General features: G+C 35.9%; 19 protein-coding genes and 2 pseudogenes. 15 read left to right on the forward strand and 6 right to left on the reverse strand.

Annotated features, from left to right (window positions below):
• The 7 genes from pyrF (at position 1) to ACM6HU_RS09185 (ending at position 6,662) form a co-directional block, all read left to right on the forward strand.
• A complete protein-coding gene (pyrF, locus tag ACM6HU_RS09155; RefSeq protein ID WP_016116009.1) occupies positions 1 to 717 on the forward strand; it encodes an orotidine-5'-phosphate decarboxylase in 717 nt (238 codons plus the stop codon).
• On the forward strand, positions 714 to 1,346 hold the full coding sequence (gene pyrE / locus ACM6HU_RS09160; protein WP_016116008.1) for an orotate phosphoribosyltransferase: 633 nt from the start codon (positions 714 to 716) through the stop codon (positions 1,344 to 1,346). Before pyrF ends, pyrE begins: the two co-directional genes overlap by 4 nt.
• A 643-nt stretch (positions 1,347 to 1,989) precedes the next feature.
• The gene (locus ACM6HU_RS09165; protein ID WP_016116007.1) at positions 1,990 to 2,838 is read left to right on the forward strand and encodes a HesA/MoeB/ThiF family protein; all 849 of its coding nucleotides are present in this window, start codon (positions 1,990 to 1,992) and stop codon (positions 2,836 to 2,838) included.
• Between the two features lie 13 nt (positions 2,839 to 2,851).
• Complete coding sequence (locus tag ACM6HU_RS09170) at positions 2,852 to 3,718, forward strand: HesA/MoeB/ThiF family protein (RefSeq protein ID WP_016116006.1); 867 nt, start codon at positions 2,852 to 2,854, stop codon at positions 3,716 to 3,718.
• A 15-nt stretch (positions 3,719 to 3,733) separates the two neighbouring features.
• Positions 3,734 to 4,171, forward strand: a complete 438-nt coding sequence (locus ACM6HU_RS09175) for a DUF441 family protein (protein ID WP_016116005.1) — start codon at positions 3,734 to 3,736, stop codon at positions 4,169 to 4,171.
• Between the two features lie 14 nt (positions 4,172 to 4,185).
• Complete coding sequence (locus ACM6HU_RS09180) at positions 4,186 to 5,250, forward strand: alpha/beta hydrolase (protein ID WP_016116004.1); 1,065 nt, start codon at positions 4,186 to 4,188, stop codon at positions 5,248 to 5,250.
• Entirely contained in the window at positions 5,247 to 6,662 is a 1,416-nt protein-coding gene (locus tag ACM6HU_RS09185) for a hypothetical protein (RefSeq protein WP_016116003.1), read from the forward strand. Before ACM6HU_RS09180 ends, ACM6HU_RS09185 begins: the two co-directional genes overlap by 4 nt.
• A gap of 1,397 nt (positions 6,663 to 8,059) precedes the next feature.
• Here the strand turns inward: ACM6HU_RS09185 and ACM6HU_RS09190 are convergent.
• From ACM6HU_RS09190 to ACM6HU_RS09200, 3 genes and pseudogenes are all read right to left on the reverse strand, one after another.
• Positions 8,060 to 8,221: pseudogene (locus ACM6HU_RS09190) on the reverse strand (IS4 family transposase); the annotation flags it as partial.
• Positions 8,222 to 9,028: 807 nt separating this feature from the next.
• Positions 9,029 to 9,280, reverse strand: a complete 252-nt coding sequence (locus tag ACM6HU_RS09195; RefSeq protein WP_016116000.1) for a YbeF family protein — start codon at positions 9,278 to 9,280, stop codon at positions 9,029 to 9,031.
• A 248-nt stretch (positions 9,281 to 9,528) separates the two neighbouring features.
• Positions 9,529 to 9,775: pseudogene (locus tag ACM6HU_RS09200) on the reverse strand (hypothetical protein); the annotation flags it as partial.
• 184 nt (positions 9,776 to 9,959) lie between these two features.
• On the opposite strand from ACM6HU_RS09200, the gene ACM6HU_RS09205 reads away from it, so the two are divergent.
• Positions 9,960 to 10,340, forward strand: coding sequence for a YoqO family protein (locus ACM6HU_RS09205; protein ID WP_414848117.1), 381 nt, complete (start codon positions 9,960 to 9,962; stop codon positions 10,338 to 10,340).
• A 57-nt stretch (positions 10,341 to 10,397) separates the two neighbouring features.
• Here the strand turns inward: ACM6HU_RS09205 and ACM6HU_RS09210 are convergent, their stop codons facing one another.
• From ACM6HU_RS09210 to ACM6HU_RS09220, 3 genes are all read right to left on the reverse strand, one after another.
• The gene (locus ACM6HU_RS09210; protein ID WP_016115998.1) at positions 10,398 to 10,841 is read right to left on the reverse strand and encodes a DinB family protein; all 444 of its coding nucleotides are present in this window, start codon (positions 10,839 to 10,841) and stop codon (positions 10,398 to 10,400) included.
• A gap of 151 nt (positions 10,842 to 10,992) precedes the next feature.
• Positions 10,993 to 12,060 carry a M24 family metallopeptidase gene (locus ACM6HU_RS09215; protein WP_088093640.1) on the reverse strand — a complete coding sequence of 356 codons (1,068 nt, stop codon included), beginning with the start codon at positions 12,058 to 12,060 and terminating at the stop codon, positions 10,993 to 10,995.
• Between the two features lie 289 nt (positions 12,061 to 12,349).
• Positions 12,350 to 14,059, reverse strand: a complete 1,710-nt coding sequence (locus tag ACM6HU_RS09220; protein ID WP_016115996.1) for an NFACT family protein — start codon at positions 14,057 to 14,059, stop codon at positions 12,350 to 12,352.
• A 104-nt stretch (positions 14,060 to 14,163) separates the two neighbouring features.
• On the opposite strand from ACM6HU_RS09220, the gene ACM6HU_RS09225 reads away from it, so the two are divergent.
• From ACM6HU_RS09225 to priA, 7 genes are all read left to right on the forward strand, one after another.
• Positions 14,164 to 16,884: a calcium-translocating P-type ATPase, SERCA-type gene (locus tag ACM6HU_RS09225; RefSeq protein ID WP_016131889.1), complete on the forward strand. Its 2,721-nt coding sequence runs from the start codon at positions 14,164 to 14,166 to the stop codon at positions 16,882 to 16,884.
• Between the two features lie 99 nt (positions 16,885 to 16,983).
• Positions 16,984 to 17,859 (forward strand): YicC/YloC family endoribonuclease, encoded by an 876-nt coding sequence (locus ACM6HU_RS09230; RefSeq protein WP_016131888.1) that lies wholly within the window; start codon positions 16,984 to 16,986, stop codon positions 17,857 to 17,859.
• Positions 17,860 to 17,926: 67 nt separating this feature from the next.
• On the forward strand, positions 17,927 to 18,190 hold the full coding sequence (gene remA, locus ACM6HU_RS09235) for an extracellular matrix/biofilm regulator RemA (protein WP_001251459.1): 264 nt from the start codon (positions 17,927 to 17,929) through the stop codon (positions 18,188 to 18,190).
• A gap of 13 nt (positions 18,191 to 18,203) precedes the next feature.
• On the forward strand, positions 18,204 to 18,821 hold the full coding sequence (gmk, locus tag ACM6HU_RS09240) for a guanylate kinase (RefSeq protein ID WP_016115993.1): 618 nt from the start codon (positions 18,204 to 18,206) through the stop codon (positions 18,819 to 18,821).
• A 1-nt stretch (position 18,822) separates the two neighbouring features.
• Positions 18,823 to 19,035: a DNA-directed RNA polymerase subunit omega gene (gene rpoZ, locus ACM6HU_RS09245; RefSeq protein WP_016115992.1), complete on the forward strand. Its 213-nt coding sequence runs from the start codon at positions 18,823 to 18,825 to the stop codon at positions 19,033 to 19,035.
• Between the two features lie 199 nt (positions 19,036 to 19,234).
• Positions 19,235 to 20,440 carry a bifunctional phosphopantothenoylcysteine decarboxylase/phosphopantothenate--cysteine ligase CoaBC gene (gene coaBC, locus ACM6HU_RS09250; RefSeq protein ID WP_016131887.1) on the forward strand — a complete coding sequence of 402 codons (1,206 nt, stop codon included), beginning with the start codon at positions 19,235 to 19,237 and terminating at the stop codon, positions 20,438 to 20,440.
• Entirely contained in the window at positions 20,437 to 22,842 is a 2,406-nt protein-coding gene (gene priA, locus ACM6HU_RS09255; RefSeq protein ID WP_016131886.1) for a primosomal protein N', read from the forward strand. The genes coaBC and priA overlap by 4 nt, the downstream gene beginning before the upstream one ends.
• The last annotated feature ends 6 nt before the right edge of the window (positions 22,843 to 22,848 follow it).

The following is a 22,848-nucleotide window of genomic DNA, read 5'->3' on the forward strand; positions in this document are numbered from 1 at the left end:
ATGTCACAGTCTTTAATCGTTGCACTGGATTTTCCAGGTAAGGCAGAGGTAGAACAGTTTTTAAGCCACTTTGAAGGGGAACAGTTATTTGTCAAAGTTGGTATGGAGCTATTCTATAAAGAGGGACCTGCTATCATTACGTACTTAAAAGAAAAAGGGCATCAAATTTTTCTAGATTTAAAGCTCCATGATATTCCGAATACAGTAAAAAGCGCTATGCGCAGCCTAGCTAGTCTAGATGTTGATATGGTAAATGTTCATGCTGCTGGGGGAAGCAGCATGATGAAAGCTGCGCTTGAGGGATTAGTGGAAGGTAAGCAAGAAGGAAAAGAGAGACCGATTTGTATTGCAGTTACACAACTAACAAGCACTTCGGAAGCTATGATGAAAAAAGAGATTGGTATTGAGAAAACGTTAGAAGAAGCGGTTGCTCATTATGCAAAATTAACGAAAGAAAGTGGACTTGATGGTGTTGTATGTTCGACACTAGAAGTACCAAAGTTACGTGAAGTATGCGGACCTGCATTTGTAACAGTAACACCGGGGATTCGTCTTGCAAGCGATGATGTTAATGATCAAGTACGCGTAGCAACGCCAAAGCGTGCACGTGAACTTGGTTCAAGTTACATTGTAGTGGGACGTAGTATTACAAAGGCAGAAAATCCGCTTGAAGCGTATAAAACAGTAAAACAACAGTGGGAAGGTGTAACAATATGAAAAAAGAAATCGCATCTCATCTATTAGAAATTGGCGCAGTATTTTTACAACCAAATGATCCATTTACATGGTCTTCTGGTATGAAATCACCAATTTATTGTGATAATCGTTTAACGTTATCATATCCAAAAGTACGCCAAGCGATTGCGGCAGGATTAGAGAAGTTAATCGAAGAACACTTCCCAACTGTAGAAGTTATTGCAGGAACAGCAACTGCTGGTATTGCGCACGCTGCATGGGTAAGTGATCGTATGGATTTACCAATGTGCTATGTACGTAGTAAAGCAAAAGGTCATGGTAAAGGGAACCAGATTGAAGGAAAAGCAGAAAAAGGTCAAAAAGTAGTAGTAGTAGAAGACTTAATTTCAACTGGCGGCAGTGCAATTACTTGTGTAGAAGCACTTCGCGAAGCTGGCTGTGAAGTATTAGGAATCGTATCAATCTTCACGTATGAGCTTGAAGCAGGAAAAGAAAAACTAGCAGCAGCAAACGTAGCATCATATTCTCTAAGCGACTACAGTGCATTAACTGAAGTGGCAGCAGAAAAAGGTATGATCGGACAAGCTGAAACAAAAAAATTACAAGAATGGCGTAAAAATCCAGCTGATGAGGCTTGGATTACAGCCTAATTATAAAAAACACGACCGCGGGGGAAACGCGGTCGTGTTTTTTATAGAAAATATGGTTAGATAAATATCCTCTTATCCTGGTAATTCTAACAATTATTCTAGATGAGGTCCCGACACATCGCCATCAAGCTAAGCATACTAAAAGGTAATATGGTAGTGCATTTTTATTGATTCTCTATGAATACACTAAAAATGGGCATGACAAAAAAACTATTTAATGGTTTTTTTTTATTTTTATGTGGATTTTCGTATTTGTAACATCTTACAATACATAACACCCAAAACATCAAAAATCGTTTTCTTTTTGTAACGGTGCGATTTCCGTTCGTTTTTCTTCATTTTTTAACCAATTCTTAAAATCCATCATCATCCTTCTTTCTTCAATTGTGTTCCGTAAAAAGTATCTATTATATATATTAAGTTTAATAAGTTAACGGAAGACATCTTCTGTTAACTAAAAAAAATTTCTATATTTATTTAGTTCTTTAATAAATGGAGAGATATTCATTTGTTAAAGAACTAAGAATTTAATATTTTTCTATTTTTTTACAAATAGCACACAAAAAAGACATACTTCTAGGCTATTTTTATATACAGGAATTATTTTTTTGAAATGGTTACTATATATAAAGGAGACTTCAAAATGGATATGGATTCATATTATTGGGAAATGGTTAAGAAGAATATTGGTGTGTATTCTGAACAGGAACAAGAATGTCTTCGAAATAAGAAGGTTATTATTTTTGGATTAGGGGGTGTAGGTGGATATGAAGCAATTCTCTTCTCTCGGATGGGGATTGGGCATATTACAGGCGTTGATCCAGATGAATTTGAAATATCTAATATTAACAGACAAATGTTAGCGCTTTCTAGTGTTATAGGTGAACCAAAAGCAAAAGTTGCAGAACAGGTTGTAAAAGATATACATCCCTATATATCAACAAACTTTATACAAACAAGAGTAGATGAAGATAATGTAATCGAACTTATAAAAGAGCACGATATTGTATTAGAAGCCGTAGATGACATGCCTTCAAGAGTTATTATACATAGAACTGCTAGAGAATTAGGTATACCAAGTGTGGGGATGTCAGGTAGTCCTCCTACAAGAGGATTTGTTTCTACATTTTTTCCAACTGGAATTCCTTATGAGGAAGCCTTGAATGTATCTATTGTAGGAGGTAAATTAACAAATCACGAATTAAGACAACAAATTGCGGATATAAAGAAAAGTCGAGCTTGGTATTCTGTAGAAAAAGGGGCACCAAAAGAGTGGGCACAAGATTTTTGTGATGGAAAAGCAGGATGGATTATCACGCCGATGCGTGCCCATCTATTGTCATTATTTAGCTTTCATGAAGCAATCCAAGTGTTAACTGGTCGTGAACCGCTAGCGAGAGCTCCAAAAGGGATTGTTATTGATGTAAATAGCCAGAACCCCGTCCAAGTAAAAAATGCACCAAAAGATGGTTGGGATTATACAACACTGTAAGGAGGAAAATAATTTGTTAACAAAAAATAAAAATACGCAAAATATATATGAAGAAAGTTTCACGCGAAATATTGGCGTCATTTCTGTAGAGGAGCAAGAAAAATTAAAAAATGCTCGCGTTACTGTAGTTGGAGCAGGGGGAGTAGGAGGAATTACACTCATTCAATTGGCGCGAATGGGTGTAGGTTCTTTACATGTTATTGATCAAGATGTATTTGAAGCAAGCAATATCAATCGACAAATGCTAAGTTCCATCAGTAAATTAGGACAGCAAAAAGCAGAGGTCGCTTTAGAAGTTTTGCAAGACATTAATCCATTATTACAAATAGAGATAACAAAAGAATTTGTTACCGAGGACAATGCATTAGAACTTCTAACGAATGCAGATGTCATTATAGATGCAACTGACAATTTAGTAGCGAGAGTAATTATCCATCGTACAGCTCAGAAACTAGGAATCCCTTCTATTTGGATTGCAGTTACACCCCCCTTTAGAGGTGGCGTCATGTCTTTAACTCCTAACTCTACGCCCTATGAAATTGCGTTAGGATATCCGTCTTATCAACAAGAGCTAACACCAGAAATGCAAAATAAAATTCATGAATTAAAAGATGGACGTGCTCTTCATTCCGTTACATATGGCGCGGATGAGAAATGGGCAAGCAGTTATGTACAAAAAGATCGTCCATGGGCTGTATTGTCTCCCGTTGCGAATATAGTAGGCATTCTAGCAAGCTTTGAAGCATTTAAATTTATGATAAATCGAGAAGAGTTAAGACCTGTAATAAGTCCAAATTTAATTCAAATTAACTTTGCAAACCAGAATATGGTACAAGTCTCTATACCGGAAAATGGTAGTTGGGACTATACCACACTATAGATGAGAGAAAAGATTATGCTTCCTTTTTTGTTACTTGGAATAATTGTAATACTCGCCCTGCTTATAAAGGATTATGCACTAGCTGGTGCGGCTTGCTTATTAGGAATTTTACTTGCTGTTGGACAAAAAACTTTATTACATTTTATTCAACAATACTCTTTTCAAATTGGTATTTTCTTTCTTATGTTATTCTTTTTAATTCCAATTGCATCAGGGAAGATTACAAACGAAAACGTAGTGAAATTAATTGCTTCCCCTATGGGATTAGGGTCCATTCTTGCAGGTTTCACTGTGTCATACATAGGAGGGAAAGGTGTAGGAGTTCTATCTATGAATCCTACGATATTGTTAGGTGTCTTAATAGGGACTCTTGTTGCCGTATTATTTACAAAAGGTTTACCAGCCGGATTAATTATTGCGGCTGGAATAATAGCTATTATTTCTATGAAATGAAAGGAACATTCTAAATGAAGATAAAATGGACACATATTAGTTTAGTAGGGATTTTTTTTATAATGCTTATGTCTGGTTGTTCTAATATAAAAGAAACTTCTCAAAATGCTCAGACTTCTAAAGTAGTAAAACAAGAATTAGAAATTCAGCAAGGAGAAGAAAAAATATTTTTGCTTCATAAAAACTTAAATAATAAAAAACAGTATAAATCCGATGAAATTGTCTTATTTTTAGAACCATTTAGTGTACCTACAGCTCAAGCATTTGATGTACCAAAATATTCGTGGATGGATGAGTATGCCAAAAAAGGGTATGATACTTGGGCCATGGATTTTCGAGGGTTTGGTCATTCTTCTCGCCCTAAAGAAATGTCAGATCCTCCTTCCCAAAACCGTCCGGTTATTCATCTGAATGATGCAACTAAGGATCTAGAAACAGTTGTAAAGTGGATCCAAAAGAAAAGAAATGTGAAAAAGATTCATATAATAGGGTGGTCATATGGAGGTGTTGTCGCTGGAAATTATGCAATATCCCATCCTCAAGATATTAATAAACTTATTTTATATGGGTATATGCATGGATTCACACTTCCTATGATGACAAAATCTCTTGAAAATCCATTACAACCTAATCAATTTAACCCTGAAGCATCAGCCTATCAAATGGTGGACTTTGATAAAGGAATGCATCATTGGCATATGATGATGGGAAAGAAAAAAATCGTTACAAATGAAGCAATGGATGCCGTAAAACAAGTATTTATCAATTCGGATCCTATGAGTAAGAAAAATAATCAAACTATTCGTCGACCAGTTGGTCCACTAGAGGATTTGTTTTATATTTGGAAAAATCAGCCTTTATATGATGTATCTAAAATTACCGTTCCAGTACTTGTCATTTATGGAGAAGATGACACGTTTGCAGACCGAAATATGATGTCAAAACTAACAGGTACAAAACAAAAAAAAGAAGTTGTAATCCCCGATGCAACGCACTGGGCTGTTTATGAAAAGAATCGTAATAGCCTATTCGAACAAACGTTAAACTTTATAGAAATGAAAGAAGGAAAAAAGGAATGAACAAGGGTATAACAATATTGGATGCCACCTTACGTGAAGGAGAACAACAATGTGGTATTCGTTTCTCCAAGGAAGATAAAATTACCTTACTCCATATGTTAGAGAATTTTGGAGTAACTCTTATCGAGGTTGGACATCCGGGTATTTCTGAAGAAGAAGAAGAGATTTGCCGAGAAGTTGCAGCCTCTGCAAAGTACGCTGAAATACTTATGCATGCTCGGGCAAAAAAAGAAGAAGTTCATGCGGCTTATCGTGCTGGTGCCGATTGGATAGGAATCTGGACGTCTATTAACCCCATTTCTTTACAAACAAAGTACACCAATAGATCAAAAGATTACGTTATCAATCAAGTGAAACAAGCTATTGAAGAAGCAAAATCTTTAGGGATGAAAATCCGTTTTACTATTGAAGATGCTTCGCGAACTGAATGGGAAGATATCGCCTACATTGGACAGGTTGCACATGTAGCTGGAGCAGACCGAATCAGTTTAGCAGACACTGTAGGAATTTGGGAACCAAGTCAGTGTGCGACAATCGTGAAGAAATCTGTTGAGACATTCCCTTGTGAGATTGAAGTTCACCTTCATAATGATTTAGGACTAGCCATGGCAAATGCCCTTGCTGCAATCGATTCAGGGGCATCTGTCATTGATACTACATTGTGCGGAATAGGTGAACGTGCTGGGATTGTTGACTTGCTAAATTTATCAGTGTTTTTATCTCAAAAGCGTAATCTTCAGTACTTTAAACTACAGATGATTCCTGAATTGACTCAATCTCTTCAATTAGCTACTGGTTGTAAAGTAGATCATTGGAGACCGATTATTGGAAAGAACATATTTACTCATACGGCACCTTATCATAAAAAAGCTGTTCAGCAGAATGACTCAGCATACGAGGGTATTCAGCCTGAAATGATAGGAAGAGTAAGGACCATTCAACAAAAATGCATAGAAAGAAAAGGGCCTAGGCTTTCAAAGTCTCTCCGAGTTAGTAAACCATTTGTAAAGGGAGCATCTGAGCTTTTATATCATCGCGATGGTCCAGGAGAGCGGTGGGTGCAGATGGATTATAGAACGGATGAACGGGCTTCATTTTATGTGATACAGCGTGTGTTTTACGATGCGCATATGGATGATAACTTAGAAGGACATGTAGATATTCACGCACATCATTGTGATAGTGCTTTTATCTTCTGGGGGAATAAAATAGATGGTACAGGCCTCGTATGTGAAGTGGAAATTGAAGGAGAGTCTCAAATCATTGAGAGTCCTGCATCTGTTTTTATTCCAGCGGGTTTCAAGCATAGGTATAAGTACCTTTCGGGTATAGGAACATATACAAATATCGTACTAGCACCTAATTATAATTCTAGTTTGTTAGAGGATAATTTATCAAAAATGCGTGTATAATGGGTAATCTAAAATGCCATTAAGTTAAAATACATTTGCATCCCAAAAACGAAAAAAAAATTTTCGTTTTTGGGATGCTTTTATTTTTTACTTGATGAAGATAGGGAGCTACTTCAAAAGATGAATAAGAACCTTAATTTTCTTTCGTGAAAAAGGCTTAATCCTTTGGTATGAACTGTACCTCGAATTGTGGACACTTAAAAAAGTCCATAATTCGGGGTTTTTGTATATTTTTACACTCATTCCTCCTTATAATGGAAACAATGGTAAAAAGACAATTTATGAAAATTAAAAGATGGCTTTCTTTGCGTTAAAGGAAAGCCATCTTTTTAAATGCACTTAAAATTCATAAAGAGACACAGGGTATAGGTTACAATATAAAGTGAAACTTTAATCAGTGGGGGTTTTCTTCATCCCCCACTGATTGTTAGTTGAACGAATCGGGCTTTTACGGACAGTTCATCTCCCACCTAACTTCTTTGCTTTCGCTGAATTTTGAGGTGGGAGTGTTACTGTCCGTTAATGCGGGATAAATGTAGAATTAGCACAAATTATCAAAAAAATATTTTGTTTGAATTATAAAATATGAATATACTGTGGTATTGAGGAATGAATCATTTTGAAAGAATACAAAACTCAATTGAATATATTGAAAAGAGCTTACAAGACGAATTGAACGTTACTGAAATTTCCTCAAAACGAAAATTTTATCTCTTCATAGTTGCATGGGAATACAGCTTTCATTTTTTTCGTTGTGGGGACATTTCAAAATACTAGCTTGATAACGATGTGGCAGGACCCAGCTTTATAAAATATAATTATTGCGATAAGGAAGAATATTATTAAAAACTTTATCAAATTTTTCTCTGAGCGGTAACTCCATCTTTAAATATTTATGAATTATAAAATGTATAATGATCTGATGAATAATGAGTTTAAAATTAAGCATTAAAGCAACTATCTGGAATCTAATTGTAATTCAGCTTTGTTGGTTGTCAGTGTATTAGCAGAATTACAATTTCCAGAGTAGATAGCTCTTGCTTCATCACACGAATCAGATTTTTCACATCCTATAAGCATTCCTAATGTTATAAACGATAATAAAATCTTTTTCATTATAATACACGCTCCATACTATTTAGAATGTTATGATGTTCTTAGACTAATTGAAATTTAATACATATATTTCTATAACGAAAAACATATGTATTAAATTAAAGAAACTGAGGAAGGTCAGTTTCTTTAATTTATATAATAGGCCTCACCATACATGCCCATCAACTTAAGAGTGGAAAAAACTGAACTGTCATTCAGAAAGGTTAAAACATTTCTAAAATAGGAGCCTATTCTTAAAAATGCGTATATCGAATAAATCTTAATGGGTTTCATTTTTTAAATTATGTAACTTTCTTTTGTTTTCTTAATCCATTATACTCATAGACAACACCCATAATATCAAAGACAGTTTTCTTCTCATATCGATGAGACTTCCGTCCATTCTTCTTTAGGAGGTGGAACAGGCGGATTAGGATCTTTGTTATTTCTTGGGTGTTTTTTTGTTACAGCTAGATCAACGATTAAGACGTTTCGTAGTTACAACACTACCTAGGAAAAGTATTCCCTGGCGTTTTATAAATTTCTGCAAAGAAAAAAAACGACTCGAATGAGTCGGTTTTAACTAGTTAGTTTACTTGGATCGGCCTTGAAGATACTGGAATAGCTCTATATAAGAACGTAGCCAACTGTTCACGTGTCACTTTATCTTTGGCACCAAAATAACCGCTACCATATTCTCACATTATATTATGTTCAGCCATGTACTGAATCTCTTTATACGCCCAATGCGATTGAGATACATCTATAAAACTACTAGTCTGGGCGCTTGCTGCTTTTATATTCTGATTTGAGTTACTTCAGCAAAAGAATTCTGCGCAAAAAAAGTCGTACCAAATATTGCTGCGCATACACCTGTAATAATTAATTTCTTCATTTCTTTCTCTCCTGATCTTTATAATTAATTTTGATATATATAATTATATATATATCAAAATTAATAACAATAGGAAATTCTATTTTATATTTATAGATTCGAGAGCTTCATAACAAAACGTTACCCTTTCTAATCTAGCTTGTGTAGAAAGGATAACGTGGGGATATTAAAATGTCTTAAGTTGATGGGCATGTTGTGTTACCCCATTGCCATCAAGCTAAGAAAACGAAAACTTATATATCATTATCTTTAGGTGGAGAGGAAAGATTGTTTGATAAATTAAAAAGGCTATTTAAAAAAGATAAAGAGAATGATTTTGAAGATGAGAGGTACATTTTCAAACAGAATCGTTAAATTTCTTAAATAAAAGATATTACTATTTTCCCTTCACAGCTTCATACCCCTTTACAAATAATAAAGTTATATAAGAAACGATAAATGAGAAGATGCTATACATGCCAACCCAAAAGAAAAATGAAGGGGGAAACAATATAACTCCTAATATAAGAAAAATAGCAAACGTTACAATTGGCATTACGTAATACGTTCTTGTTCTACGTGTCCCAAGTACTGAAACAATAAAAATAAGTAATGGACAAATAAATAAAAAGAAAAGCAATTCACTCATGATTATGCCCCCTTTTCTTAAAAAGTAATATGTTCTTTTAAACTAATTGTTCTCTTAATATAATTTTGACAGATGGTTTGAAATCCCTTTTGGGAATCAGTATATTTTAACAATTCGCAAGGGAAAACAGTAAGCAAAGAAAACTTGTCTATGGTTATAAAAGAAACATCGCGATAATTGTAGTGACAATTAACACGATAACGACAGGTATAAAATTGCGTCTAGCAAGTTCGAATGGATCTACTTTATAAATTGCTTATTGAAATAATAATAGAGATGATTAAAATAGTTGGTAGTAGTTCGGTAATGGCATAGGTAAAACTTTGAAAAATCCCGCTAACGGCAAGAGGAATGGAATGTGTTGCGGTTAGAGCTAGTAAAAAGATAAAAACAATACAAATGATTGTCGTATCTTTTCGAAGAATAAGAAAAGGTGATAATTGTAAGTAAACAAAGAATATAGAGGGCGTGCAGAAGTGTTAATTCTACTCCCATTTTGCTAGGCATTCGTGTAGTTTAGTGTATGAAGAGAGTGGGAGTGTGTGAGTACGTAGAGAAAGAAAATATAACAATTTCATGTACTGCACTTACAAGGTGAAAATGGATGATATAATACAAATAATCCTGAAAGTGGATAAAATATTATACAGTTTTATTACTAGATAGAGAGAGGGAATATATGAAGGAGAAAATAGGTTTTTACGGTCTTATGGGATGCTTCGCTATAGGACTTATTTTAAAGTATTTTATTGAAAGTGATTGGATCGACATTATTTATGCAGTGGGTTTTATTTTTGCTGTATTATATTGTTGGGATGAATTTAGAGCATACACCCGAAAAAAGAAGATCGTTTTAGGAATTGAGTTTGTCATTTTAATAGCTACAGTGCCATTCATATTGTTGGAAGCCGGTAGACAAATGGATAGGATGCCAATTTTTCAAGGGTGGCTATCTTTTGCTAGATTAGTATATTTACTTATAATCTTAGGTATTGTGGGAATGATTGTTACAAAAGTGAATAAAAAATTATTATTAGGTGATGACGTATCTAAAACATAAAAAAGTGCTACCTGACTAAGAGATAGCACTTTTTTATTATTTTACTGAATGAGTTCCTTACATTTTTTTAATTAAACGAATTTGTCCACGATGACTCAGCTCATCTTCAAAGACGTGAAACCATTTGAAATAGTTGTTTGCTGGTTTGTCATACCAAAACGGTGTGGTTTTATATAGCCATTCATCCGGTAGTGATTGAAACGTTGTAATTGTTTTAGCACGAACTTCTTGTAACGTATTTATGTAGTAGTCTATAGGGTGGTTTTTAATATGCTGACGTCCAAGTTCGCCTAATTCGATTCCAGGTAACCAACGCTCTAATTCTTCCTCTGTCGGCTCTCGATCTTCAAAGGTATGAATCTGATAGTAGTACTCGACTGTAGTCATATGATATAAAAGCATACCAATGGAGTTTGCCTTAGCATCGTACAAATAATCGAGTTCTTCAATCGTTAAATCTTGTACAGCTTGCATTGTTGTATAACGAGCATAATTCATCATAGAAACAAGCTTTGAAAATTCTGTGTTTAATCCATCAATTGTATCAATTACGAAATTTAATAGAAATTCCTCCTAGTAAATAATATCTTTATAGAAAGATTTCTCCGTGTAAAAAGAAATCCCTTTTTAGATGGATAAGGAGAGTTTCCTATTAGCCAATAACAATAAGGTCTCTATTTGCCTTTGTAATTACTTCATGCCCATCTTTTGTAATGACAATATCATCTTCAATCCTACAGCCACCCCAGTTTGGAATATAAATACCTGGTTCGACAGTAACAACCATTCCTTCTTGTAAAGTAGCTTTACTTTCTTGTGATAATCGAAGTGGTTCATGAAGTTCTAATCCAACGCCATGGCCGGTAGAATGGCCAAAGTATTGACCGTAGTCGTTATCTGTAATGTAATTTCTTGTCACATCATCAATCGTTTTTGCGGATTCACCAGGCCGGATTGCTTTGGTTCCTCGTTTTAATGCTTCTAATACAATACTATATATCTTTTCAAATTCTTTGGAGTAACTTCCAATCGCAATAGTACGTGTTAAATCAGAGCAATACCCATTGTAAAGTGCACCAAAATCTAATGTAACCATATCTCCGTTTTCAATCATCTTATTTGTGGCAACGCCGTGGGGAAGAGAAGAACGGACTCCAGAAGCTACGATAATGTTAAATGATGAGGAAGAGGCCCCTTGTTTTCTCATAAAAAACTCTAATTCATCTCGGACATCAAATTCAGATACACCGGGTTTTAGGAATCCTGTTATATGTTGAAATGCTTCATCGGCGATACGTGCTGCAATTTTAATTGTTTCGATTTCAGACTCTTCCTTAATGGCACGGATTGTTTCTACTAGTTCACTTACTTGTACAAGTTCGATGTTTGTATATTTTTTTAACGAACTATACTGTTTTAAGGTCATATTGTTTTCTTCGATGCCTAACTTTTTGATGCTTAATTTAGTTATCTGATTTGCGATCTCTTGTTCCATGTTTCCTTTATGCATAATGATTTCAGCTTCTTGTACTTGTGTTTTTGCTTGATCGACATAGCGGAAATCTGTAATGAATACAGCTTCAGTTGCAGATAGTAATACGGCTCCAGCGCTACCTGTAAATTCAGTTGCATACTGGCGATTTTCCTTTTTCGTAATGAGTAATCCGTCTATTCCATATCGATCTAGTTGTTCTTGTATTTTCTTTATTCTTGAAGTCATTTTGATTCCTCCCTTTCACTTCCTTATATAAAGCAATAATTGTGCCAATGTAATTTTCTTTGTATAAGAAATAATTACTACATAAAGTGTCTAAAAATTAAGGAATATAACTCTTGTTTGTGTCTATATTTTTTTACACGAAACATATAAAGTGTCAATTTTTTTATCATTTATATTGGTTTGATAGAGGGGGAAATAAGGCGGTAAAGTCTTTGTAAAAGACAGGGAATATTATTTTATAAGAAAAAACGCAATGATTACTCACAATCATTGCGTTTTTGTGTTTTCCTTAAGCTTTTAACTTCATCACCGTATCAGCATCTGGTGTTACATATAATGTTTGTTGATTATCATATGTCACAAACCCAAGTTTAGCACCGCTTGGTTTTTTAACATGGCGAATTTTTGTGAAATCTACAGGAACAGAACTAGAATCTTTTGCTTTACTGTAATAAGCAGCGAGTTTAGCAGCTTCTAATAAAGTCTCTTCAGTTGGTTCTAATGAGCGGATGACAACATGAGAACCAGGAATATCTTTCGTATGTAACCAAATTTCATCACGACGTGCAAACTTGGTTGTTAAATAGTCATTTTGTTTATTATTTTTACCGACTAAAATTTCTGTTCCATCGGTAGAGATATATTTATCTAATATCGGTTTTGATGTTTTTTTCTTTGTATTCTTCGACTTACGGTTACGCATGTAACCTTCTTCAGCTAATTCTTCGCGAATCTCCTCAATATCTTTTGAAGCAGCAGCCTCCATTTGTTGAAGTAGGCTATCAAAGTAAAGGATTTCTTCATTTGTCTTTTCAATTTGTTCTTTTACGATTGCGACAGAATTTTTCGCTTTTTGATACTTTTGGAAATAACGTTGTGCGTTTTTTGACGGTGTTCTCAGTGGATCTAATGTAATTTTTACTGTTCCGCCATTTTCATCGTAGTAGTTGACAACCTCAATTTCTTTGTCACCTTTTTTTAATGCATACATGTTAGCTGTAAGAAGTTCACCGAATAATTGATATTTATCAGCTTTCCCAGCATCTTGTAGTGTTTTTTGTAATTTAATTAATTTCTTTTCATTTTTTGCTTTTTCATTGTGCATAAATCGTTCTAAATCATGTGCTTGTTGTTTTACACGATCGCGTTCAGCTTTTCCAAAGAAGAATCGATCTAATAATTCACTTACAGATAAGAATGTTTTATTATCCCCTTTTAAATGTGTAAGAGAGAAGAGATAAAAGAACTCTTTTCCATTTGCCGTTATCATTGTTGGTTCATATTGATGCGCTTGCATTGGTTTTTGTAATGTGAAAAACGCTTCTGATAATGCATGTTCATTTACCATAACAGCTTTCTTTACAACTTCTTTTGCAAATAGCGGAGAAATCCCCATAAAGGCCCCAACAAGTTGTTTATCCATATTTCCTGCTAAAAAGTCTAGTGGCCTAATAAACTCATCTTGTGTTTCAATCTGCAAGGGATTAATTTTATGCTGTGCTGGTGGTGCAACATATTCAGCGCCAGCATATACAGTACGATGCCGATTTACCGCTAAAGAAACGTGCTTTAAGCTATCTAAAATGATATTTGTTTTCGCGTCTACTAAAATAATATTGCTGTGACGACCCATTATTTCAATCACTAATGTTTTTAAAGATTCGTCCCCAATCTCGTTACGGCTTCGAACGGTAATTTGAATGATACGTTCTAAATCGATTTGTTCAATTTTCTCAATAAATCCACCTTCTAAATGTTTGCGAAGAAGCATGCAAAACATTGGTGGTAATGCTGGTGAATCATAACTTTGATTTGTAAGATGCATACGTGCGTATGTAGGGTGTGCGGAAATAAGTAATTTTTGATTTTTTCCGTTTGCTCGAATATGTAACAAAACCTCATATTTTGAGGGTTGATATATTTTTGAAATTCTTCCTGTTTGAAGAGAATTTGCAATTTCATGTGTAATCGCTCTTGTAAATAATCCATCGAATGCCATTATGAACACTCCTTTCTAACTAAATGTTAATTATAGCATTTTTTTGGACGGGGCTGAATAAGCTTTCATTAGAGCATGTCTGCAATCAGGAGGTCGATAGCGAGATGAATTGGTATGAAATGCGTGCACATGAAGTGGAAGAAAGAACGAATACGAATGTGAAGGTAGGACTGTCAGAGCAAGAAGCGGAAGGGCGCTTAAAGAAGCTAGGGCCAAATGAATTACAAGAAGCAAAGCGGCCTTCTGCACTCATTGTATTTTTATCGCAATTTAAAGATTTTATGGTGCTTGTTTTATTTGGTGCAACGATTATTTCAGCATTTTTAGGAGAGTATATTGATGCAATTGCGATTGTTGCAATTGTGATTATTAATGGGATTCTTGGTTTTTTTCAAGAACGAAAAGCAGAAAAATCACTTGAGGCTTTAAAGGAACTAGCCGCCCCGCAAGTGACAGTTTTACGAAATGGAAAATGGATAAAGGGACCATCAAAGGCACTGGTACTTGGTGATGTGATTAAATTTTCTAGCGGGGATCGTATTGGAGCAGATATTCGTCTTATTGAAGCATCCAGTTTATATATTGAAGAATCAGCGTTAACAGGTGAGTCTGCACCTGTTCAAAAGAAAGTAGAAGCATTACAAGGTGAAAATGTTGCGATTGGTGATCAGAGAAATATGGCTTTTATGGGAACGATGATAACGAGAGGATCAGGAATTGGTGTAGTAGTAGGGACAGGAATGAATACTGCAATGGGGCAAATTGCAAATATGTTGCAAAATGCAGAGCAAATGGAAACACCGCTGCAAAGAAGATTAGAACAACTTGGGAAGATTCTAATCATTGTTGCCCTTATTTTAACAGCACTTGTTGTACTAGCTGGAGTGTATCAAGGGAATGAAGTGTATCATATGTTCTTAGCGGGTGTGTCACTTGCTGTTGCAGCAATTCCAGAAGGATTACCAGCGATTGTTACGGTCGCATTGTCACTTGGTGTACAACGCATGATTAAAAAGAGAGCGATTGTTCGAAAATTACCAGCAGTAGAAACTTTAGGATGTGCTTCTGTTATTTGTTCGGACAAAACGGGTACGATGACACAAAATAAAATGATGGTAACACATATGTGGTCAGGTGGCGAAACATGGCATGTAACCGGGCAAGGCTACGAGCCTACTGGATCATTTATGAAAGGTGAGCAGAAGGTTAATCCGGAATCTACAAGGGCGTTATATCAATTGTTAACATTTGGGTGTTTATGCAATAACGCGAGCATTGTAAAAAAGAAAAAAACATATGTCCTAGATGGAGATCCGACAGAAGGTGCGCTCGTTGCAGCGGCGATGAAAGCAGGAATATCCCGAGAAGCTTTAAAAGAGAAGTTTGAAATTATTCATGAACTTCCTTTTGATTCCACACGAAAAATGATGAGCGTAATCGTTCGTGATCGTGATGGTAAAAAATTTGTAGTCACAAAAGGGGCACCTGATGTTCTTTTGCAAATGAGCCAAACAATTTTATGGGGGGATAAACAGCAACCTTTAAGTGAGTTATATCGTAAAGAAGTGCAAGCGGCAATTCATAACCTTGGAAGTCAAGCGCTTCGAACGATTGCTGTTGCATTTAGGGCTTTAAAAGTAACAGATTCAATTGAACATGAAAGAGAAGTAGAAAAAGATTTCATGCTTGTCGGGATACAAGGAATGATAGACCCGCCAAGACCAGAAGTGAAACAGGCCGTAAAAGAGTGTAAAGAGGCTGGTATTAAAACGGTAATGATTACAGGAGACCATAAAGTAACAGCGATGGCAATTGCAGAGCAGTTAGGGATTTTACCACCGAATGGCCGCGTTATAGAAGGTGTAGAATTAGCAAATATGTCTGTAGATGAACTAGAGGATATTGTAGAAGATACCTATGTATTTGCACGTGTATCTCCTGAACATAAATTAAAAATTGTAAAAGCTCTTCAAAATAAAGATCATATTGTGGCGATGACAGGTGATGGGGTGAATGACGCTCCTGCTATTAAAACAGCTGATATTGGGATAGCGATGGGGATTACAGGAACGGATGTAGCTAAAGAAGCTTCCTCTCTTGTTTTGCTAGATGATAACTTTGCTACGATTAAATCGGCAATTAAAGAGGGACGAAATATATATGAGAATATTCGGAAGTTCATTCGGTATTTATTAGCATCAAATGTTGGAGAGATTTTAGTTATGTTATTTGCGATGATGCTTGCTTTACCACTTCCGATGGTTCCAATTCAAATTTTATGGGTGAATTTAGTAACAGATGGTTTACCAGCAATGGCACTAGGCTTAGATGCAGCTGAGGGAGATGTGATGAGAAGAAATCCACGGCATCCGAAAGAAGGGGTGTTTGCAAGAGGATTGGCTTGGAAAATTGTGAGTAGAGGCTTTTTAATTGGTATTGTAACCTTGCTGGCATTTATTATTGCATTTAATCAGCATCCAAATGAACTGAAATATGCGCAAACAGTAGCTTTTGCTACACTAGTTTTAGCACAGCTTATTCATGTATTTGACTGCCGCAGTGAACACTCTATATTCCATCGTAATCCTTTTGGGAATATATATTTGGTTGGAGCAGTTATTATTTCGGTGTTATTAATGCTTGTGGTTATTTATTATCCACCATTGCAACCCATTTTTAGTACAATGCCAATTCAAGCGAGAGATTGGTTATTAATCGTTGGTTTATCGTCCATTCCAACATTTTTATTAGTCGGCTCTTTATTGACAGGGAAAAAGGAGAAGAAGAAGCCGATATTGTATAAGAGAGGCATAAACTTGAAATAGTCAATGATATGAAAATGTGATATAATTTACAAAAGGTAGTAGAGTTGCATCTCTATTACCTTTTTCATTGAGTTATTTCATGGTGTGGATGTGATAAAGATGATTTCTAGTATGACAGGATTTGGAAGAGCGAAAGTGGAAAATGATGTTTTTCAAATTACAGTAGAAATGAAGTCAGTGAACCATCGTTTTTTAGAGATGAACATTCGACTTCCGAAACAAATGATGGTTTTTGAGGACAAAATTCGTAAGTTAATTGCAGAACAAGTTCGCCGCGGGCGTATTGAAGTGTCCATTATTATTACAGGGGAAGGGCTTGTTGAAAGAAAGTTAAGTGTGAATTGGCCGCTTCTCAAGCAGTATAAATCCATTATGGAAGACGTGAAAACGAAATTTCAATTACAAGATTCCATTACACTTCAACAATTAATGGCAATGCCAGAAGTAACGGCGATTGAAGAAATGGAAAATGTAAATGAACAATTTGAACAAAATTTATATGAAGCTGTTCGCCAAGCTGCTCGTACGTTAAAAACGATGAGAGATGGCGAAGGAGAACGATTACATAAAGATATAGCGTATCGTTTACAAGAGATACACGATTGTGTAAATGCGATTATCCCGCATGCACCAATTGTTACTCGAAAATATCGTGAACGATTGGAAAATCGCTTAAAAGAATTACATAATCATGAGTTAGATGAACAAAGGTTGCTGACAGAGGTGGCGATATTTGCTGAGCGCTCGGATATTCATGAAGAATTGGTTCGCTTGCAAAGTCATTTAGCTCAATTTCATGAAGCTCTTGAGATCGAGGAGCCTGTTGGTAGAAAAATGGATTTCATTGTACAAGAGATGCATCGGGAAATTAACACGATCGGTTCTAAGGCAAACGACTTAACAATTTCAAAATATGTTGTAGAAATGAAAAATAACCTTGAAAAAATTCGTGAACAGGTACAAAATATTGAGTAGCTGTCAAAAAATATATAAAGTTATACGTGGTGGGGAAATCGGATAGACTTACTAGGAGGCGCAAACTATGGCCATGCGGTTTTTAAATATTGGATATGGGAATATTGTATCTGCTCATCGAATTATTGCAATTGTAAGTCCGGAGTCAGCTCCTATTAAACGAACGGTGCAGGAAGCGCGTGAACATAACGTGTTACTAGATGCTACGTATGGGAGAAAAACAAGGGCGGTTATTGTTATGGATGATGGGCATATTGTACTAAGCCCAATTCAGCCAGAGACGATTGCACATCGTTTAAATAATAAAGAAGATTTAAGTGAGGAAGGGTAGGTTTTACATATTTATGAGAAGTAGAAGAGGGTTGCTCATCGTTCTTTCAGGACCTTCTGGCGTTGGGAAAGGGACAGTTCGAAAAGAGTTGTTCAGCCATGAAGATACAAAATTTCAATACTCTATTTCAGTAACGACACGTAAACCGCGTGAAGGTGAAGTAGATGGTGTGGATTATTTCTTTAAAGAGAGAGAAGAGTTTGAAGAAATGATTCGTAACGAAAAGCTGCTTGAGTGGGCAGAGTTCGTTGGGAATTACTATGGAACACCAATCGATTATGTTGAAAAAACATTGCAAGAAGGAAAAGATGTATTCTTAGAAATTGAAGTACAAGGAGCAATTCAAGTAAAGAAAGCTTTCCCAGAAGGGGTATTTATTTTCTTAGCTCCTCCAAGCTTATCAGAGCTTAAGAATCGCATCGTTGGTCGCGGTACAGAGACTGAAGAGGTTATTGAAAATCGTTTAACTGTAGCAAAAGAAGAAATCGAGATGATGGACGCTTATGACTATGTAGTAGAAAATGATAAAGTAGAACTTGCTTGTGAACGCATTAAAGCTATTGTGGTTGGTGAACATTGCCGCCGCGACAGAGTAGCGAAATATTATAAAGAAATGACGGAGGGTATATAATATGTTAAATCCATCAATTGATTCATTGCTAAAAAAAATCGACTCTAAATATACATTAGTAACGGTAGCGGCAAAACGTGCTCGTGAAATGCAAATGGTTAACAACTGTGTTGTTGAAAATCCTGTTTCTCATAAATGTGTAGGTAAAGCGTTAGAAGAAATCGATGCGGAAGTATTAAATTATGTACCAAGCGAAGAGAAAGTATCTGAGTAAGGCATTCTCTTCGACAAATGAAAACATAGACTTTATACTTTTCTATGTAACGGTAACAACCTATTTACAAGTAGGTTGTTATTTTTTTACGATAGAGCTAAAAAGAAATAGGTTTTTGTTTAATGAAATACTAGCACTGACGAGCTGGAATGAATACATTTCAGCAGAATAAGTTTGAAAAAGAAAGAGGACGAGTCATATGCTAAAAGGGAAAAAGATACTTCTATGTGTAACAGGAGGCATCGCTGTTTTTAAAGCGGCTGCGTTAACGAGTAAATTAACACAAGCAGGAGCACTTGTAAAAGTAATGATGAGTGAATCGGCGATGAAATTTGTTACACCTCTTACATTTCAAGCGCTTTCTCGCCATGATGTATACACAGATACGTTTGATGAAAAAGATTCTGCAGTTATCGCTCATATTGATTTAGCGGATTGGGCGGACGTTGTGCTTATTGCACCAGCAACAGCGAATTGTATCGGGAAATTAGCAAATGGTATTGCTGATGATATGATCACAACAACATTGTTAGCTACTACAGCGCCAGTCTGGATTGCACCTGCTATGAATGTGCATATGTATGAAAATAAAATTGTCCAAAAGAATATGATGACGTTAAAAGCGTTGGGATATACATTTATTGAGCCTGGAGAAGGCTTTTTAGCATGCGGATATGTTGCGAAAGGTCGATTAGAAGAACCAGAAACAATTATCGCTCGATTACAAGAAGCATTTTCAGAACATAAACCATTAAAAGGAAAGAAAATTTTAGTAACTGCGGGCCCAACTCGTGAAAAAATTGATCCAGTACGTTTTATGACGAATTTTTCTTCAGGGAAAATGGGGTATGCGCTAGCGGAAGTTGCTGCTAACTTAGGAGCGGATGTAATACTTATTTCAGGTCCAACTGCAATAGCACCACCTGTAAATGTAACAACTGTGCAAGTAGAATCTGCACAAGATATGTTAGAAGCTGTAATGCAACATTATGGATCTATGGATGTTGTTATTAAAACAGCTGCAGTAGCAGACTATCGCCCGAAAATTGTGCATAATCAGAAGATGAAAAAGAAAAGTGGCGATGCAGTCATTGAGTTAGAAAGAACAATCGATATTTTGAAAACACTCGGTGAGAAAAAAGAGCATCAACTTCTTATCGGTTTTGCTGCTGAAACGACAAATATAGAAGAATATGCAACGAAAAAATTGCGTGAAAAAAATGCAAATATGATTGTTGCAAATGATGTGAAAGCACAAGGTGCAGGATTCGGTACGGATACGAATATTGTAACAATGTATAGAAAAGATGGAGAAGTTATTCGATTACCTCTTTTAACAAAGAAAGAAGTTGCACGTGAAATTTTAATGCAAATTGAAGCGATGTTAGAAGAGGATCGTGTATGAAATTTGCAAGTGTAATCGTTGATGTACCGGCACGTCAAACAGATCGCCCGTTTGATTATGTTATCCCTAAGAAATGGGAAGATATTGTACAAACAGGTATGCGTGTAGTCGTTCCGTTTGGTCCACGGAAATTACAAGGTTTTATTATTGAAATAAAAGATTCAGTCGATGTGGAAAGTAAAAAGTTAAAAGCATTGCATGAAATACTAGATGTTACGCCAGTTTTAAATGAAGAATTATTAAAACTTGGTTTTTGGCTGACGGATGAAACGTTATGTTATATGATTTCAGCTTTTCAAGTTATGCTTCCAACTGCGATAAAAGCGACTTATAAAAAACGGCTACAGCTCCATAAAACAGCTGCAGTAGCGCCGGAAATTCGTGATTTGTTTCAAGGGAAAGAAGCGATAAATTGGGAAGAAATTGCTACGCACTCACATATGTATCGCATGGTTCAAAAAGAGATAACAAACGGCACTATTGAAGTCATCTATAAAGTAAAAGATAAAGTGCAAAAGAAGAAACAAAGGGTGATTCAGCCAGAATTGCCACAGGAACAATTAGAGGCAGCTGCCTTTGAGCTGAAAAGTAAAAAGCAACAAGATGTACTGTATTACTTTGTAGAAAATTATCACAGTGTGCCATTAAAAATATTAACAGAAGAACTACAAATAACAGATGCACCGGTAAAGTCGCTTGTGAAGAAAGGGTTGCTTTTAGAACAGTACATTGAAGTATATCGTAACCCATATGACGATGAGGCTTTTGAACAGACAAAGCCATTTCCACTCACAGATGAACAAAATCAAGTGATTGCGCCCATCTTGTCATCCATTACAAATGAAACATATAATCCATTTTTACTATATGGTGTTACAGGAAGCGGTAAAACAGAAGTGTATTTGCAATCCATTGCTGCGGTGTTGAAAAAAGGAAAAGAGGCGATTGTACTTGTTCCAGAAATTGCGTTAACACCGCAAATGGTAGATCGATTTAAAGGACGTTTCGGTTCGCAAGTTGCGGTTCTTCATAGTGCGCTTTCTGTTGGGGAAAAATATGATGAATGGCGGAAAATTTTACGAAAAGAAGTAAAAGTTGTTGTTGGAGCACGCTCCGCTATTTTTGCTCCATTTGAAAACTTAGGAATTATTATTATTGATGAAGAACATGAGTCAAGTTATAAACAGGAAGATAATCCAAGGTATCATGCCAGGGATGTTGCGATTTGGCGAGGGCAATATCATAATTGTCCAATCGTGCTCGGCAGTGCAACGCCGACTCTAGAATCATTTGCTAGAGCGAAAAAAGGTGTTTATGAGCTACTAACCATGCAAAAGCGTATGAATGAACAAGCGTTGCCGACAGTAGAAATTGTTGATATGCGTGAGGAACTGCGTGATGGAAATCGTTCTATGTTTTCAAAGTTACTTCATGAGAAAATAGCGGATCGGTTAGAAAAGAAAGAACAAATGGTTCTTTTTTTAAATCGAAGAGGCCATTCAACGTTTGTCATGTGTCGTGATTGTGGTTATGTCGTGCAATGTCCACACTGTGATATATCACTCACCTATCATAAAATGAATCATCGTTTAAAATGTCACTATTGCAGTTATGAGGAAAGTATGCCAACTGCTTGTCCTGCTTGTAATAGTTCGTATATTCGTTTCTTTGGGACAGGAACACAAAAGGTAGAAGAAGAAATTACAAAGTTATTTCCAGAGGCGCGGGTTATCCGTATGGATGTTGATACAACGAGTCGCAAAGGAATGCACGAAAAGTTATTAAAAGCCTTCGGTGAAGAGAAAGCTGATATCTTACTTGGAACACAGATGATCGCTAAAGGGCTTGATTTTCCAAAGGTTACACTTGTTGGTGTCTTAACAGCTGATACGATGCTGCATTTACCAGATTTTCGAGCAAGCGAGAAAACGTATCAGTTATTGACACAGGTGAGTGGACGTGCAGGTCGACATGAATTACCAGGAGAAGTAGTAATTCAAACGTATACGCCAGAACACTATAGCGTAGAACTAGCAAAGAATCAGCAGTACGATGTATTTTTCGAACAAGAAATGCAAATGAGAAAAATGAGGCAATACCCGCCGTACTACTATGTCGCACTTGTAACCGTTTCGCATCCAGAGTTATTAAAAGCAGTGCAAGTAACGGAAAAAATTGTCGGTTATTTACGAATGCATTGCTCGCGGCAAACAATGGTGCTAGGACCGGTTGCTTCAGCAATTCCAAGGATAAAAGATAGATATCGATACCAATGCATGATAAAATACAAGCGGGAACCAAACTTAAAGTACGTGCTCAAAATGGTAAATGAACATTATCAAGCAGAAATGCAAAAAGATTTGCAGATCTCAATCGACTTTAATCCAACAATGTTAATGTAGCGGAGG

Origin of the sequence: Bacillus sp. IT-79MI2 (assembly GCF_949768135.1) — a bacterium.
GTDB lineage: Bacteria > Bacillota > Bacilli > Bacillales > Bacillaceae_G > Bacillus_A > Bacillus_A pseudomycoides.